The sequence below is a fragment of the Bradyrhizobium paxllaeri genome, from assembly GCF_001693515.2.
GTDB lineage: Bacteria > Pseudomonadota > Alphaproteobacteria > Rhizobiales > Xanthobacteraceae > Bradyrhizobium > Bradyrhizobium paxllaeri.
In genome coordinates this window covers 122189-138369 of record NZ_CP042968.1, presented here as the reverse complement: position 1 = coordinate 138369, position 16181 = coordinate 122189, and the positions used below count along the sequence as shown (strand labels likewise).

Here is a 16181-nt window from a genome sequence, read left to right as displayed (position 1 = left end):
CTCTTACCCCTTGAGTCGCGTTTGGGGGATACTCTCACTTGATTCGTGCACGGCGGGGGTAGCGCCGGGCCTGCAGTCGTGCGTTTTTGGGGCAAATAATGTCGGGCGTAGTCGCGGCGATGCGTCGAACCCTGCTGTCGTGCACCTCACTGGCGCGCCACGGCACGTTCGCGCTTGCCATCGCTCTCCCCGCGTTGTCTAAACCCGCATTCGCCGCCGATTTGACTATCACACAGGCAATTTCCGCCTTGTTCGACCTCAATCACCAGGAATTCGCGGCGCTGACGACGGCGCTGTCGCTGCTCGGCTTCACCGTGGTGGCGGCGGTCCTCTTGATGCGCACCCGCATTAGGGCCACCCGAACGGAACTCAGCCTGCGCTCCGACATCGCCGACCTGCAGGTGCAGGCCGACCGGCTGCGCGCGCTCCTGTTCGCCGAGCCGCAGGTTCTCATCTCGTGGGCGGCGGGCGACAACCGGCCCCAGATCAGCGGCGACACCTCGCTTTTGATCTCGCAGGACGCGCTGTCGAACTCGCCGCAACGCATCCTCGCCTTCGGAACGTGGCTGCCGCCGGAACCAGCGTTGCAGATGGACCATGCGGTCGATTTGCTATGCGAAGCCGGCGAAGGTTTTCTGCTCAACCTTTCCACCTCGAACGGCCGCGCCATCGAAGCGATGGGCCGCGCCATCGGCGGTCAAGCCATTGTGCGGATTCGCGAACTCGGCGGGCTGCGTCGTGACTTGGCCGAAGCCAATCTGCGCTACAGAGCGCTGCTGGAGGAGACCGATCTATTGCGCGACTTCGCCGCCGCGGCGCCCTGGCCGATCTGGGCCAAGAGCGCCGAGGGCAATCTGCGTTACGCCAATACGGCCTATGTGCGCGCCACCGAGGGCGCGAACCTCGCAGACGCGATCCACCGCAACCTCGAACTGCTGGAGAACGACCAGCGCGTCGAGATGGGCAAGGTGCTCAACGACAATTCCACTTTCAGCGCGCGGCTGCCGATCGTGGTCGGCGGCGAGCGGCGCATCTATGACGTTCAGGCACTCAGGCTCAGCGGCGGCAGCGCCGGCATCGCCATCGACGCCAGCGAAGCGACCGCGTTGCACGACGCCATGGAGCGGATGGCGGAAGCGCATCGTCGCACCCTCGATCAGTTGTCGTCAGGCGTTGCCGTGTTCGACGGCCACCGGCGGCTGGCCTTCTACAACGAATCCTACCGGCGGCTGTGGAGCCTGGATCAGGCTTTCCTCGATTCCAACCCCGACGATTCCAGCGTGCTCGACCGCTTGCGCGCGACGCGTAAACTGCCCGAACAGCCCGACTTCCGCGCCTGGAAGGCCAAGCTGCACGAGGCCTATCGCGCCGTTGAGCCGGCGACCTACAGCTGGTTCCTGCCGGACGGCCGGGCGCTGAGCGTCGTCACCACGCCAAATCTCGAAGGCGGCGTCACCTATCTGTTCGACAATGTCACCGAAAGCCTCGATCTCGCACGCCGCTACGACCGGCTGACGCGGGTCCAGCATGAAACGCTCGACAATCTTGCCGAGGCGGTTGCGGTGTTCGGCAGCAACGGCCGCGTCGAGCTGTTCAATCCTGCCTTCGTGAAAATGTGGAAGCTGTCGGCGGATTCGCTGAAAGAGCAACCCCACATCGAGACCGTGGAAGCCTGGTGCAAGCCGCTGTTCGACGACGCCCTGACCTGGCGGGCGCTGCGCGAGGCGATCACGGGAATCGAGAACCGGGCGCAGGTGGCGCTGAAGCTCGAGCGCAAGGACGGCAGCGTGCTTGATTGCATGACCATGCCGCTGCCCGATGGCGCGACGCTGTTGACCTTCCAGGACATTACCGACACCGAAAATGTCGAGCGCGCGCTGCGCGAACGCAACGAGGCGCTGGAAGCCGCCGACCAGATGAAGGTCGATTTCGTCCACCACGTGTCCTATGAGCTGCGTGCGCCGCTGACCACCATCATCGGCTTCGCGCATTTCCTCAGTGATCCCTCGACCGGCCCGCTGACGCCGAAGCAGGCGGAGTATCTCGACTACGTCACCAAATCGACCAACGCGCTGCTGGCGCTGACCAACAACATCCTCGATCTCGCCACCATCGATGCCGGCGCGATGAAGCTCGAACTCGGCCCGGTCAATATCGAAAAGGCCATCCAGGCCGCCGCCGAAGGCATTCAGGACCGGCTAGCGACCGACCGCATCGAACTCAAGGTCGACATCGATCCCAATATCGGCAACTTCACCGGCGACGAGCGGCGCGTGGTGCAGGTGCTCTATAATCTGCTCGCCAACGCCGTCGGATTCTCGCCGCACGATGCCGCTGTTATCATCAGCGCGCGGCGGACCGAGCATCGCGTGATCTTCACGGTCAGCGACTCCGGCCCCGGCATTCCGGCCGATGTGAAGGACAAAGTGTTCGACTGGTTCGAGAGCCACTCGCACGGCTCGCGCCACCGCGGCGCCGGGCTCGGCCTGTCGCTGGTGCGCTCCTTTGTCGAACTGCATGGCGGCAAGGTGCGCGTCGATTCGGTGGTCGGCAAGGGCACGACGGTCACCTGCGACTTCCCGGTCGACCAGAACGCGCACCGCAACGCCGCCGAATGACCGCCCCGACAACATTCACGGCGGCGCTGGCAAACGAGGCCGCGACGGCGCATCTGATGGCCGACCTCGCGCTGCTGGTCGGCCCGGGCGACGTCATCACGCTATCGGGCGATCTCGGCGCGGGGAAGACGGCCGCGGCGCGCGCCATGATCCGCTATCTCGCCGACGATGCCGCGCTGGAAGTGCCAAGTCCGACATTCACGCTGGCGCAAACCTACGACCTGCCATATCCGATCGTGCACGCCGATCTCTACCGCATCAACGATGCGAGCGAGCTGGAGGAAATCGGATTGTCGCCGTTGCCGGAGGGCACGCTGGCGCTGATCGAATGGCCGGCGCGCGCGCCCGATGCGCTGCCCGAAGACCGTATCGATATCGCTTTCAGCCATCGCCCGGCGCTTGGCTCCGCCGCGCGCGCCGCCGAGATCACCGGCCATGGCAAGGCGGCGGCGCAGGTGGCGCGGCTGAAAGCCTTGCGAGAATTTCTCGAAGACGCCGGCTTTCTCAATGCCGCGCGCGAGCGCATGCCCGGCGATGCCTCGACGCGCTCCTATGCGCGCCTGATCGACAAAGACGGCACGTCGATCCTGATGAATTCGCCGCGCCGCCCGGATGGCCCGGCGATCTATGGCGGAAAGTCCTACAGCGCGGCCGTTCATCTCGCCGAGGATGTTAAACCGTTCGTCGCCATCGACAATGGCCTGCGTGCGCATGGCTTCTCGGCGCCCGCGATCCGCCATGCCGATCTCGAATCCGGTTTCCTGATCACCGAGGATTTCGGCAGCGCCGGCATCATCGAAGGCGATCCGCCACGGCCGATCACCGAGCGCTATGAAGCTGCGACCGACATGTTGGCGGAGTTGCATCGCAAACCCCTGCCCGAAGCGACGCCGCTGGCGCCGCAGGTTTCCTACGACATTCCGCGCTACGATATCGAAGCGTGGCTGGTCGAAATCGGCTTGATGCTCGAATGGTATCTGCCGGATCGCGGCGCTGACGTGAGCCAGGAACGACGCGACCAGTTCGTCGCGATGTGGCGAACGCTGCTGGAAAAGCCGGCGGCTGCGCCGCGAACCTGGGTGATGCGGGATTTTCATTCGCCCAACATCATCTGGCTCGGCGAGCGCACCGGGATTTTGCGCGTCGGCATCATCGACTTTCAGGATGCCGTGCTCGGCCCCGCCGCCTACGATCTGGTGTCGCTGTTGCAGGACGCGCGGCTCGACGTTCCCGAGCAGCTCGAACTGTCGCTCCTGACCCGCTACATCAAGGCGCGGCGCGCGACGGACAGCCAGTTCGATCCGGCCAGCTTCGCCGAGCTTTACGCCATCATGTCGGCGCAGCGGAATACGCGGCTGCTCGGCACCTTCGCCCGCCTCAACCGGCGCGACGGCAAGCCGCAATATCTGCGCCACCAGCCGCGGATCTGGACCTATTTGAACCGTTCGCTGGCGCATCCGGCATTGGCGGCGTTTCGCGAATGGTATGCCGCCAACGTGCCGCCGCCGCTCTCCTGATTTACCTCCTGTTAGCCAACCCGCCTTTAATCTGGAACCCGCCATGCTGTGCAGACATGGCGTAAGCCGGTTTTTGAAACAGGAAGACAGCCATGGCGGGGGCGGAGCGGCGCCGGGGAGATCGGGTCGTATTCGAGCGCGGCTTTGCGGCGCACATGATGGGAATCGACGGCACCTGGCGGCGTGACTGCACCATGGAAGATGTCTCCGAGACCGGCGCCAAGCTGACGGTCGAAGGTTCGGTCGAGGGCCTGCACCTGAAAGAATTTTTCCTGCTGCTGTCGTCCACCGGACTGGCCTATCGGCGCTGCGAACTGGCCTGGGTCAATGGCGACCAGATCGGCGTCAATTTCCTGAAGCAGGGCGACAAGAAAAAGAAGGCGGCCAAGCGCGGGACCGAGGACGCTGAAGCCTGAGTCCGGATAGCGCCAGCGGCCGTCGTACGGTCGTCATGAGCGGCCACTAAGGCCTCATGGTTGCTGGGTTCAAGCGAATCGCCGTGGTATGATCCGCGGCGCGATTTTGAATGGTTCGAGAAATTCCACAGATGTCCGTTACGCCCACCAAAGCCATGGTCCTTGCCGCCGGTCTCGGCCTGCGCATGCGCCCGCTGACCGACCACATGCCGAAACCGCTGGTGAGCGTGGCCGGCCAGCCGCTGCTCGATCACGTGCTGGACAAGCTCGCCGGTGCCGGCGTCGCCGAGGCCGTGGTCAACGTGCACTACCTGCCCGACCAGATCATCCAGCACACCGCAAGCCGCAAGCGGCCCCACATCATCATTTCCGACGAACGCGACCAGGTGCTCGGCACCGGCGGCGCGGTGGTGAAGGCGCTGCCGCTGCTCGGCACGGAGCCGTTCTTTCACCTCAACGCCGACACGATGTGGATCGATGGCGTGCGGCCCAATCTGGAGCGGCTCGCCGAGACTTTCGATCCCGATCGCATGGACATCCTGCTGTTGATGGCGCCGACCACCAGTAGCATCGGTTATGGCGGCCGTGGCGACTACGCCATGCTGCCGGACGGTGCGCTGCGCAAGCGGCGCGAGCATCAGGTGGTGCCGTTCGTCTATGCCGGCGCTGCGATCATGTCGCCGTCGCTGTTTGCCGACGCGCCCAAAGGTGAATTTTCGCTGACCAGGATGTTCGACCGCGCCAACGAGCAGGAGCGGCTGTTCGGGCTGCGGCTCGACGGCGTCTGGATGCACGTCGGAACCCCCGACGCGGTGCAGGCCGCGGAAGAGGCGTTTCTGGAAAGCGTGGCGTAATTCCTCGACCCGTAGGGTGGGCAAAGGCGCTTCGCGCCGTGCCCACCATGCATCCCCGAATCCCGACGAGAATGGTGGGCACGCTTCGCTTTGCCCACCCTACGCACCGGCTCCGCCGCGCTCAGACAAAAAATCTCGAAAACAACCCCATGCAAAGTAGAGTGGGGCCCGGACTGCTTTGGCAGTGAGTAGCGGGGACGCCGCCCTCGCCCGCATGACCTCTCCCTCATCGATCCCTATATTACGCCTGACCTCGAATCAGGCAGCCCATGCGCGTTTTCAGCGTTCCCGTCTCCGTACCTCTCCTGCGCACCGTCATCGCGGCGCTGGTTGACGGCCGGCTGGTCGAGGGATTCGAGGCGCGCAGGGATCCGCTCAATCTCGCGCGCGCGACGCTTTATCTGCCGACCCGGCGCGCCCTGCGGCTGGCGCGCGAAATCTTTCTCGATGAGCTGAAGACCGATGCCGCGATCCTGCCGCGCATCGTGGCGCTGGGCGACATCGACGAGGACGAGCTGGCGTTTGCGGAAGGCTCCGAACAGTTCAGCGGCGTGACACCGCTCGACATTCCGCCACGGCTCGGCGAATTGGAGCGCCGCCTGACGCTGGCGCATCTGGTGGCGGCCTGGGCGAAGAGCCCGGTGTCGGCGCCGCTCGTGGTCGGCGGCCCGGCCTCGACGCTGGCACTGGCCGGCGATCTGGCGCGGCTGATGGACGACATGGTGACGCGCGGCGTCGCCTGGGAAGCGCTCGACAAACTGGTGCCCGACCAGTTCGACAAATACTGGCAGCACTCGCTGGAGTTCCTGCGCATCGCGCGCCAGGCGTGGCCAGAGCATTTGAAGGAAATCGGCCGGATCGAACCCGCCGAACGGCGCGACCGCCTGATCGAGGCGGAAGCCGCGCGCCTGACCGCACATCATGAGGGGCCGGTGGTTGCGGCAGGTTCGACCGGTTCGATGCCGGCAACCGCAAAATTCCTCAACGCCGTCGCCCACCTGAAACAGGGCGCGGTGGTGCTGCCCGGGCTCGACACCGATTTGGACGAGGAAGCCTGGCAAACGATCGGCGGCATCAGGGACGCGCAAGGCAAGTTCACCACCCAGCCTTCCTCGAACCATCCGCAATTCGCGATGCAGGGATTGCTGGATCGCTTCGGCATCAAGCGTAGCGACGTTGAAATCCTCGGCACGCCGGCACCGCAGGGCCGCGAGGTCCTGATGTCGGAGACGATGCGCCCCTCCACGGCGACCGAGCAATGGCATGACCGACTGGCGCAGCCGGATGTTGCCGCGAAGATCGCCGCCGGCATGACGAAGCTCGCGGTGGTCGAAGCGCCAAGCTCGGAAATGGAGGCGCTGGCGATTGCGGTGGCGATGCGCGAGGCGCGGCACCTGAATAAATCAGCGGCGCTGGTGACACCGGATCGCGCACTGGCGCGGCGGGTGATGGCGGCGCTGCGGCGCTGGAATCTCGCATTCGACGATTCCGGCGGCGACGCGCTGATGGACACGCCGAGCGGCATTTTTGCTCGCCTTGCTGCGGAAGCCGCCGCCACGGGCCTGGAGCCGCCGACGCTGCTCGCGCTGTTGAAGCATCCGCTGTTCCGGCTCGGCGGCGCATCCGGTGCGTTCAAGCACGCCATCGAAACCCTCGAACTGGCGCTGCTGCGCGGCACCCGTCCGCAGGCGGGAACGAGCGGCCTTGTGCGCGACTTCGAGCGTTTCCGTGTCGAACTCGGGAAGCTCCGGAGCAAGGAGACCTCCTCGCTTCACGCCGCCGAGTTGCGCGCGAAACTGCGGGATGACGAACTCGATCAGGCGCAAACGCTGATCGCGGCGCTACAGAAGGCGCTGGCGCCGTTGGAAATCATGGGCTCGTCCAAGCCGTACGATTTCGCCGAACTGGCGGTGCGCCATCGCGAGATCCTGATTGCATTGTCTTCGGATCAACACGGCGTCGCCGTTGCCTTCGAGGAAGCCCAGGGATCGGCACTGTCAGCGGCGTTCGACGACCTGCTCGCGGAGCAGAAGTCGAGCGGCCTGATGGTCCAGCTCGGCGATTACCCCGAGGTGTTCCAGACCGCCTATGCCGACCGCATGGTGCGACGGCCGGAATCGGCGAATGCGCAGTTGCAGATTTACGGCCAACTCGAAGCGCGGCTCACCGAATCCGACCGCGTCATTCTCGGCGGCCTGGTCGAAGGCGTATGGCCGCCGGCGCCGCGGGTCGATCCGTGGCTGAGCCGGCCGATGCGCCACGAACTCGGCCTCGACCTGCCGGAGCGGCGCATCGGCCTCTCCGCACATGACTTTGCGCAATCGTTGGGAACGGATGATGTGATCCTGACCCATTCGGCCAAGGTCGGCGGCGCGCCGGCGGTTGCCTCGCGTTTCCTGCATCGGCTGGAGGCGGTGGCCGGCGAAGCGCGCTGGCATGAGGCGAAAAGCGCCGGGGAAAACTACGTCCGCTTCGCCGCGGAGCTGGATCAGCCCGACGCGGTCGAACCGATCGCACAGCCCGCGCCGAAGCCGCCGGTCGAGACGCGGCCGACAAAACTGTCGGTCACGGCGATCGAGGACTGGTTGCGCGATCCCTATACGATCTACGCGAGACATATCCTGCGGCTCGATCCGCTCGACCCCGTCGACATGCCGTTGTCGGCGGCCGATCGCGGCTCGGCGATCCATGACGCGCTCGGCGAGTTCACGCAGAAATTTGCCGACGCGCTGCCCCCGCAGCCGGCGCTGGTGCTGCGCGGCATCGGCGAGAAATTTTTCGCACCATTGATGGAGCGTCCCGAGGCACGGGCGCTGTGGTGGCCACGGTTTCAGCGCATCGCCAACTGGTTTGCGGATTGGGAAGAGGCGCGGCGCGACGACATCGAGAAAATTGCCGCCGAGATCAAAGGCGAGATCAAGATTCCGCTCGATAACGAACGCATCTTCACGCTGTCGGCGCGCGCCGACCGGATCGAGCAGCGCCATGACGGCAGCTTTGCGATCCTCGATTACAAGACCGGCCAGCCTCCGACCGGCAAGCAGGTGCGGATGGGCCTGTCGCCGCAACTGACGCTGGAGGCCGCAATCCTGCGCGAGGGCGGTTTTGAGAACATCCACGCCGGCTCGTCCGTCGGCGAACTCGTGTATGTCCGCCTCAGCGGCAATAATCCGCCCGGCGAACAGCGCTCGCTGGAACTGAAGATCAGAAGCAACGACACGCCGCAGCCGCCGGACAAGGCGGCCGATTACGCCCGCGAGCAGCTTGAAGCGCTGATCCGCAAATTCGAGAACGTGGAGACGGCCTACACCTCGCTGAACCTGTCGATGTGGTCGAACCGCTACGGCGCCTATGACGATCTCGCCCGCATCAAGGAATGGTCGGCGGCCGGCGGCCTGGGGATCGAGGAATGGTGAAGGCTCGGCGCACCATTCCCGACGCGGTTCGCGCCACCCAGGCGCGCGCGTCCGATCCGGCGGCCTCCGCTTTCGTTTCGGCGAATGCCGGCTCGGGCAAGACGCACGTGCTGGTGCAGCGGGTGATCCGGCTGCTGCTCGACGGCGTCGCGCCGGAAAAGATCCTCTGCATCACCTTTACCAAAGCTGCCGCCGCCAACATGGCCGAGCGCGTGTTCACCACGCTCGGCCATTGGGTGACGCTCGATGACGACGCACTGGATGCGGCGATCCGCGAGGCCGGCATCGCCCATCCCGGCGCACGCCTGCGCAAATCGGCGCGCAAACTGTTCGCCTGTGCGCTGGAGACGCCGGGCGGACTGAAGGTGCAGACCATCCACGCGCTGTGCACGCGGCTGCTGCAGCAGTTCCCGTTCGAAGCCAACGTGCCCGCGCGGTTCGCCGTACTCGACGACCGCGACCAGAACGAGATGATGGAGCGTGCCAATCTCGCCGTTTTTCTCGAAGCGTCGCGCAATCCCGACAGCGCCACCGGGCGCGCGCTGATGACGGCGATGGCGAGCGCCGCCGATGTCACCTTCAAGGACGTGGTGCGCGAGGCCTGTCTCAGCCGCGATCATTTCATGGCCTGGACGGATGCCGCCGGCAGCGCGCAAGCCGCCGCTGCGCAAATTTCGGCAGCGCTCGGTGTCGATCCCGGTGATCGCATCGAGGACGTCGAGCGCGAGATATTGGACGGGCCAAACCTGCCGCGATCGCTCTGGCCGGAAATCGCGTCCGCTCTGGATAGCGGGAGCAAAACCGACCAGGGCCAGGCCGCACAGCTTCGCGCGGCGTTGATGTTTTCCGGCGCTGCCCAGGTGGAGGAGTATCTTTGCGTATTCCTCACCGACGCCGATCGTGCGCCACGCAAATCCGTGGTGACGAAGAATTTTGCGCGGGACAATCCAGCTGTTGGACGTCTGTTCGAATCCGAAGCCCGTCGTCTCGGCCCGCTGATCGAACGCCGCCGCGCGGTGGTGGCGCGCGACCGCACCGAAGCCCTGCTCTATATCGCGACCGCGGCTGCGGCGAACTATCGCCGCGAGAAGCAGGAGCGTGGCCTGCTCGACTATGACGATTTGATCGACAGGACGCTGGCCATGCTCGATCGCGTCGCCTCGGGCTGGGTGCATTACAAGCTCGACCGCGGCGTCGATCATGTGCTGATCGACGAGGCACAGGATACCAGCCCGCGGCAATGGGACATCGTCGCGCACATCATCTCCGAATTCACTTCCGGAGCGGGCGCGCGCGACGGCATCGTGCGAACGGTGTTCGCCGTCGGCGACGAGAAGCAGTCGATCTTTTCGTTTCAGGGCGCGGCCCCGCGCGAATTCGACCTGCGCCGCCGCGCATTGCAGCGGAAGTTCGAGGGCGCCGGGCTGAAGTTCGATCCGGTGTCCTTTACCTATTCGTTCCGTTCGGGACCGGCGATCCTGCATGCGGTGGACCAGGTGTTTCGCGAGCAGGAGATATTTCGCAGCATTCACGCGGTCGATATCGGCAATCCGATCCATCATGCGCTGGCCGATGCAGGGCCGAGCCAGATCGATCTTTGGGAGCTCGCGGAAGCCGATGACCGGCAGGACATCGAAGGCTGGCGTGCGCCATTCGATGGCGTCGCCGCGACCAGCCCCGAGGTGAAGCTCGCCCGGCGCATTCAGGCCGAGATCAAGGCGCTGGTGGCGAGCCGCGCCATGACCGGCAGCAAAGGCGACCGCCGGCCGCTGCGCTATGGCGACATGCTGGTGCTGGTGCGCCGACGCGGCAACGCGTTCGATGCCGTGATCCAGGCGCTGAAGCATGCCGGGATTCCGGTCGCCGGCGCCGACCGTCTCAAGCTGACCGAGCACATCGCCATCATCGACCTGATGAACCTCGCCGACGCGCTCTTGCTGCCGCAGGACGATCTGGCGCTGGCGGTGGCATTGAAGAGTCCGCTGTTCGGACTCGACGACGACGACCTGTTCAAGATTGCCTTCGATCGCAAAGGCTCCTCTTTGCGCGCCGCATTGAGCGCACGCGCCGCGGCCGACGGCCGCCTGAGAGACGCGCTGTGGCGGCTCGAGCAATGCGAACGCCGCTTCGCCAGCGAAACGCCGTTTGCGTTCTATGCCTGGCTGCTCGGCGGCGACGGCGGCCGCGCGCGCATCCTGCGGCGGCTCGGGCACGAGGCCAACGACGCACTCGACGAGTTCCTGGAACTGGCGCTGAATTACGAACGCAAGGCGCCGGCCTCTCTGCAGGGTTTTATGGCCTGGTTGCGCACGGCGGACCTCGAAGTGAAACGCGACATGGAAATTTCGCGCGACGAGGTCCGCGTCATGACGGTGCATGGCGCCAAGGGCCTGGAAGCTTCCGTCGTCTTCCTGGTTGATACCACGACCTCGCCCTCGGATACGCAGCGCCTGAAGCTCATCAACCTGCCGGTCGGCAATGCCGATCCGCATGCCCCCGGTGTCGTGGTCTGGGCCGGCCGCAAGGCCGAGGATCCGCCCGCTGTCGTCGCCGCCCGCGCGGCGATGATCGGCGATACCGAGGATGAGTACCGCCGCCTGCTCTATGTCGCGATGACGCGTGCGGCGGACCGGCTGGTCGTCGGCGGCTGCATGCCCGGCAACATGAAGAGCGTCCGGCCACAGTCCTGGTACGATCTGATCACCAAGGGGCTCGACGGTTCCGGATTGCAGCTTCAGGAGATCGAAACGCCCGCAGGCCGGGTGAAGCGCTATGCGCGGATGGAGGAGACTGCGCCATCGGTCGCTCCGGCGGCCGCGCCGTCCTCAGCAGCGCCGATCGTTCTGCCGAGCTGGCTGCTGACCCCGGCACAGCCCGAAATCTCGCCGGAAAGCCTGCTGCGCCCCTCCGACCCCGCGGACAGCGGGCATCAGCCGGTACGGACGGCCGAATCGCTCATCCAGCGCGCCCGCGCCCTGCAGCGCGGCACGCTGGTGCACCGGCTGCTGCAGTCGCTGCCCGAAATCGCCGCCGAGCGCCGCCGCGAAGCCGCGCTGGCCCATCTGGCCCGCAATGCCGATGGCTGGGCCGAAGACGAGCGGCAGCGGCTCGCCGAAACCACGCTTGCCCTGATCGCGGACGCGCGCTTTGCGCCCGTGTTTGCCCCTGGCAGCCGGGCCGAGGTCTCGATCGTCGGGCGGCTGGAGCGACCGGGCGGACGCCCGGCCCTGGTGTCCGGACAGATCGATCGCCTCGTGGTCACGGACAGCGAGGTCCTGATCGTCGATTTCAAGACCAACCACACCCCGCCAAGCCGGCCCGAGGAGGCCCCGCGCGGCTATGTCCGCCAGCTCGCGCTGTACCGGGCGGTGCTCGGCAAGCTTTATCCCCGGCTCCCGGTCCGGGCCGCGCTGCTCTGGACCGAAACCTCTGAATTAATGGAGATTTCGGCCCCCGCGCTGGAGGCCGAGCTGGCATCCATCATCTCGGCGTGACCCGAGCTTGACCCGGCAGGATCGCGTTCATAGGTTTGCCACATCATCCCAGGGCGCGATTCTTGACCGCGCCCCTTAATTTCTAACCGAACGAGGTAATTCCAATGGCCGTTGGCAAGGTTTCTGACGCCGATTTCGAAGCCGAAGTGCTTAAAGCGCAAGGGCCAGTGGTCGTCGACTTCTGGGCCGAATGGTGCGGCCCCTGCCGCATGATCGCGCCCGCGCTCGACGAGATTTCCGGCGCCATGGGCGACAAGGTCAAGATCGTCAAGCTGAACGTCGACGAGAGCCCGAAGACGGCCTCGAAATATGGCGTGATGTCGATCCCGACCCTGATGATCTTCAAGGGCGGCGAAATGGCCTCCCGCCAGGTCGGCGCCGCGCCGAAGGCGAAGCTGCAGCAGTGGATCACCGCGGCGGTCTGATCGGCTCTTTTAGAATTTTTCCGACAACGGCCGGCGAATAGCCGGCCGTTTTGTTTTCGTGGCGAATGATCTCGTAGCCCGCGTGGAGCGAAGCGCAACCCGGGACTCTCTGTTTGCGGCACGATCCTCCCCGATTACGCTTCGCTCCATTCGGGCTACGAATTGTTCACCGAACCCATCCCGTCGCCAGCGCGGAGGCAAATTCAGGATCGCCATTGCGGCGAGCCAATGCCGCCATGGCATCGCTATCGTATGGCACATGACGGAAGGTCACGCGCCAGCTTCCCGATGCCAGTTCGAGAACTGCGTAGCGGGCGTCGGGCGTCCCCGCCTCCATCAGGTGCGGAAACGGCACATTGTAGGAAAAGCCGGGACTACCGACGCTGCCGGGATTGACCACCAGGCGTCCGTCGCCGAGCCGCACCGCGCGCGCGATGTGGGTATGCGCGCACAGAATCAACGACTGCGAGATTCCCTCCGCTTCTTTTTCGATGGCCTCCAACGAAGACATCCTGACCGAGCCGTCAGGCGTCACGGTCTCAAGCCAGTAAACATTATCGTCGGCAGGCGTCGCGTGGCAGAGAAACACCTGCTCGCGAAATACCTGCGTTGATGGCACCTTGCGCAACCAATCGAGATGCTCGATGCCGAGTTGCGCATAAGCGGGCCGGTCCCACGATCCCATCTTCTCCGGCGGCCGATCGATCAGCCAGCGATCGTGATTGCCGAGCACGTGAACGGCATCGAGCGCCATCAGCGCATCCATGGTGCGCCGCGCGTCGAGCGGGCCGCTCGCCATGTCGCCGAGATTGACGATCTCCTCGATGCCCTGCGCCCGGATGTCGGCAAGGACCGCTTCCAGCGCGAGATAGTTTCCATGGACGTCGGCAATCGCGGCAAAACGCATGTTGATTACGGCTCCCCCAGTCGTGTCTCACGGTGCAAGAACGATGCTGCAGCCTCTACCTCATTTGGGTGAAACCAGCCTGCAACATTATCCTTGTTTCCTATTGCGGAACCAGGGTTCCCGCTCGCAGCATCCAGACGCCTTGGCTACTCTTTGCAAAGACCGGGGCTGGCGAATTCATAAACAATCAATTATTTTTTCCCGGCCGACCGCTGGAAGCAATTCCAGCGGTCATTTAATTTCTAACCCGGCGGCGTGCCGTTGATCGCGAGCACATGGCCGGCGAGATAAAGCGAGCCGGTAATCAAAATCCGCGGCGGCACTTCATAAGCGAGACGCGACAATGCGTGCAGCGCCGCTTCAACGCTTGCAGCATTTTCCACGCGCATGCCGAGCGCGCGCGCCGCGTCCGCCAGCCGGTCCGGCGGCATCGCGTTGTCGCGGCCGGGAATCGGCACCGCCACGATGTGGCGCGTGAGGCCTGCGAAATTGGCGAGGAACGCGCCGGCATCCTTGTTCGCCATCATGCCCGCGATCACCACCAGCGGCCGCGACACCCGCTCTTCGAGATCGCCGAGCGCCGCCGCAGCAACACGACCACCCTCGGCATTGTGTCCGCCGTCGAGCCAGATCTCGCAGCCCTTCGGCCCCTGATCGACCAGCGCGCCGGCGACCAGCCGCTGCATGCGCGCCGGCCATTCGGCCCCAACGATGCCAGCCTCGAATGCCGGCATGCCGATCCTGAACGCCTCGATTGCGCGCAAGGTTGCGATCGCAAGCCCGGCATTATCGAACTGATGCCGCCCGAACAGCTTTGGCGCCGCCAGATCCATCAGGCCGCGCTCGTCCTGATAGACCAGCCGTCCGCGTTCGACGCCGACATGCCACTGCTGGCCCGCCGCATGCAGCGGCGCGCGCATGCGATTGGCCTGCGCCTCGATCACCGCCATCGCCTCCGCCGCCTGCTCCGCGCAGATCACCGGCGCACCGCGCTTGACGATGGCGGCCTTCTCGCCGGCGATCGCGGTAAGCGAACTGCCGAGAAATTCGGTATGGTCCATGCTGACCGGCGTGATGACGGTGGCGATCGGTCGGTCGATGACGTTGGTGGCGTCCAGCCGCCCGCCAAGACCGGTTTCCAGCAGCACGACATCGGCATCATGTTCCGCGAACAGGCAAAACGCCGCCGCGGTTTCCATCTCGAAAATCGTGACCGGCTCGCCGGCATTGACCTGTTCGCAATGCTCCAGCACACGGCGCAACTCGGCATCATCAGCCAGCCGTCCACCGCCGCTCTCGCCGATGCGATAGCATTCGTTGATCCGCACAAGATAGGGCGAGGTGTAGACGTGGACGTGGAGTCCTGCAGCTTCGAGGATCGCGCGCAGGTAAGCGATGGTGGAGCCCTTGCCATTGGTGCCGGCGATATGGATCACCGGCGGCAGCGTCCGCTCCGGATGATCGAGCCGCGCCAGCAGGCGGTGCATGCGATCGAGGCTGAGATCGATACGCTTCGGATGCAAGGCAGACAGCCGCGCGATCAATTCACCGAGCGGCTGCGGATTGGCGCCCGACAGGTTCACGCGTGGGGCGCGGCCGGCACGGCTTCCGGCGCCGAGACGATCTGGGCGGGGTCCGTGACCTGCGGCGAAGGCTTGGAGACTGTTTCGAGCGGCGGCGATTTGGTCAGGATCCGGCACAGTCGCGCCAGCGTCGGGCGCATCTCGTGGCGATGCACGACCATGTCGACCATGCCGTGGTCGAGCAGATATTCGGCGCGCTGGAATCCTTCCGGCAGCTTCTCGCGGATGGTCTGCTCGATCACGCGCGCACCGGCGAAGCCGATCAGCGCACCCGGCTCGGCAATATGAACGTCTCCCAACATGGCATAGGACGCGGTAACGCCGCCGGTGGTCGGATTGGTCAGCACCACGATGTAGGGCAGCTTCGCTTCGCGCAGCATCTGCACGCCGACAGTGGTGCGCGGCATCTGCATCAGCGACAGGATGCCTTCCTGCATGCGCGCGCCGCCGGAGGCGGCAAACATGATGAAGGGCGACTTCTTTTCGAGCGCGAGCTCCAGCCCGCGCACGATCGCTTCGCCCGCGGCCATGCCGAGCGAGCCGCCCATGAAATCGAAATCCTGCACCGCGATGACGACGCCGGCGCCTTCCAGCTTGCCGAAGCCGACCTTGATGGCGTCGTTCAGCCCGGTCTTGGCGCGGGCATCCTTGATACGGTCGACATATTTGCGCTCATCGCGAAACTTCAGCGGATCGGCCGTCACTTCGGGCAACGCGATGTCGTACCAGGTCTCGTTGTCGAAGATCGACTTCAGCCGCGCCACCGCGCCCATGCGCATGTGGTAGTTCGAGCCGGGGATGACGAACTGGTTGGCCTCGACGTCCTTGTAGAATACGAGCTGCCCGGAATCCGGGCACTTGATCCACAGATTCTCCGGCGTCTCGCGGCGCAGGATGTTGCGGATTTTTGGCCTGACGACGTTGGTGAGCCAATTCATGTTTCGCTCCGAA

General features: G+C 65.2%; 10 protein-coding genes. 7 read left to right on the top strand and 3 right to left on the bottom strand.

What is annotated here, in order from left to right:
• Positions 1-98 precede the first annotated feature (98 nt).
• The 7 genes from LMTR21_RS00695 to trxA all read left to right on the top strand — a co-directional run bounded on the left by LMTR21_RS00695 (position 99) and on the right by trxA (position 12740).
• Positions 99-2618 (top strand): PAS domain-containing sensor histidine kinase, encoded by a 2520-nt coding sequence (locus LMTR21_RS00695; protein ID WP_065752481.1) that lies wholly within the window; start codon positions 99-101, stop codon positions 2616-2618.
• Complete coding sequence (gene tsaE / locus LMTR21_RS00690) at positions 2615-4135, top strand: tRNA (adenosine(37)-N6)-threonylcarbamoyltransferase complex ATPase subunit type 1 TsaE (protein WP_065752480.1); 1521 nt, start codon at positions 2615-2617, stop codon at positions 4133-4135. The genes LMTR21_RS00695 and tsaE overlap by 4 nt, the downstream gene beginning before the upstream one ends.
• 92 nt (positions 4136-4227) lie before the next feature.
• A complete protein-coding gene (locus LMTR21_RS00685; RefSeq protein WP_065752479.1) occupies positions 4228-4551 on the top strand; it encodes a PilZ domain-containing protein in 324 nt (107 codons plus the stop codon).
• Between the two features lie 131 nt (positions 4552-4682).
• Positions 4683-5405 carry a nucleotidyltransferase family protein gene (locus LMTR21_RS00680; RefSeq protein ID WP_065752478.1) on the top strand — a complete coding sequence of 241 codons (723 nt, stop codon included), beginning with the start codon at positions 4683-4685 and terminating at the stop codon, positions 5403-5405.
• Between the two features lie 269 nt (positions 5406-5674).
• On the top strand, positions 5675-8821 hold the full coding sequence (gene addB, locus LMTR21_RS00675; protein ID WP_065752477.1) for a double-strand break repair protein AddB: 3147 nt from the start codon (positions 5675-5677) through the stop codon (positions 8819-8821).
• Positions 8815-12315, top strand: a complete 3501-nt coding sequence (addA, locus tag LMTR21_RS00670; protein ID WP_065752476.1) for a double-strand break repair helicase AddA — start codon at positions 8815-8817, stop codon at positions 12313-12315. Before addB ends, addA begins: the two co-directional genes overlap by 7 nt.
• Before the next feature lie 104 nt (positions 12316-12419).
• Positions 12420-12740, top strand: coding sequence for a thioredoxin (gene trxA, locus LMTR21_RS00665; RefSeq protein ID WP_065752475.1), 321 nt, complete (start codon positions 12420-12422; stop codon positions 12738-12740).
• 166 nt (positions 12741-12906) lie between these two features.
• Here trxA and LMTR21_RS00660 read toward each other — a convergent pair whose 3' ends face one another.
• The 3 genes from LMTR21_RS00660 to accD form a co-directional block, all read right to left on the bottom strand.
• Entirely contained in the window at positions 12907-13647 is a 741-nt protein-coding gene (locus LMTR21_RS00660; protein ID WP_065752474.1) for a metallophosphoesterase family protein, read from the bottom strand.
• 242 nt (positions 13648-13889) lie between these two features.
• Positions 13890-15134: a bifunctional folylpolyglutamate synthase/dihydrofolate synthase gene (locus LMTR21_RS00655; RefSeq protein ID WP_430642615.1), complete on the bottom strand. Its 1245-nt coding sequence runs from the start codon at positions 15132-15134 to the stop codon at positions 13890-13892.
• A 92-nt stretch (positions 15135-15226) separates the two neighbouring features.
• Complete coding sequence (gene accD / locus LMTR21_RS00650) at positions 15227-16168, bottom strand: acetyl-CoA carboxylase, carboxyltransferase subunit beta (RefSeq protein ID WP_065752472.1); 942 nt, start codon at positions 16166-16168, stop codon at positions 15227-15229.
• Positions 16169-16181 lie beyond the last annotated feature (13 nt).

Coding starts and splice junctions, on each gene's coding strand:
- LMTR21_RS00685 (WP_065752479.1), top strand. CDS start 4,228: ATGGCGGGGGCGGAGCGGCGCCGGGGAGATCGGGTCGTATTCGAGCGC.
- LMTR21_RS00680 (WP_065752478.1), top strand. CDS start 4,683: ATGTCCGTTACGCCCACCAAAGCCATGGTCCTTGCCGCCGGTCTCGGC.
- trxA (WP_065752475.1), top strand. CDS start 12,420: ATGGCCGTTGGCAAGGTTTCTGACGCCGATTTCGAAGCCGAAGTGCTT.
- LMTR21_RS00660 (WP_065752474.1), bottom strand. CDS start 13,647: ATGCGTTTTGCCGCGATTGCCGACGTCCATGGAAACTATCTCGCGCTG.
- accD (WP_065752472.1), bottom strand. CDS start 16,168: ATGAATTGGCTCACCAACGTCGTCAGGCCAAAAATCCGCAACATCCTG.
- LMTR21_RS00695 (WP_065752481.1), top strand. CDS start 99: ATGTCGGGCGTAGTCGCGGCGATGCGTCGAACCCTGCTGTCGTGCACC.
- tsaE (WP_065752480.1), top strand. CDS start 2,615: ATGACCGCCCCGACAACATTCACGGCGGCGCTGGCAAACGAGGCCGCG.
- addB (WP_065752477.1), top strand. CDS start 5,675: ATGCGCGTTTTCAGCGTTCCCGTCTCCGTACCTCTCCTGCGCACCGTC.
- addA (WP_065752476.1), top strand. CDS start 8,815: ATGGTGAAGGCTCGGCGCACCATTCCCGACGCGGTTCGCGCCACCCAG.
- LMTR21_RS00655 (WP_430642615.1), bottom strand. CDS start 15,134: ATGCACCGCCTGCTGGCGCGGCTCGATCATCCGGAGCGGACGCTGCCG.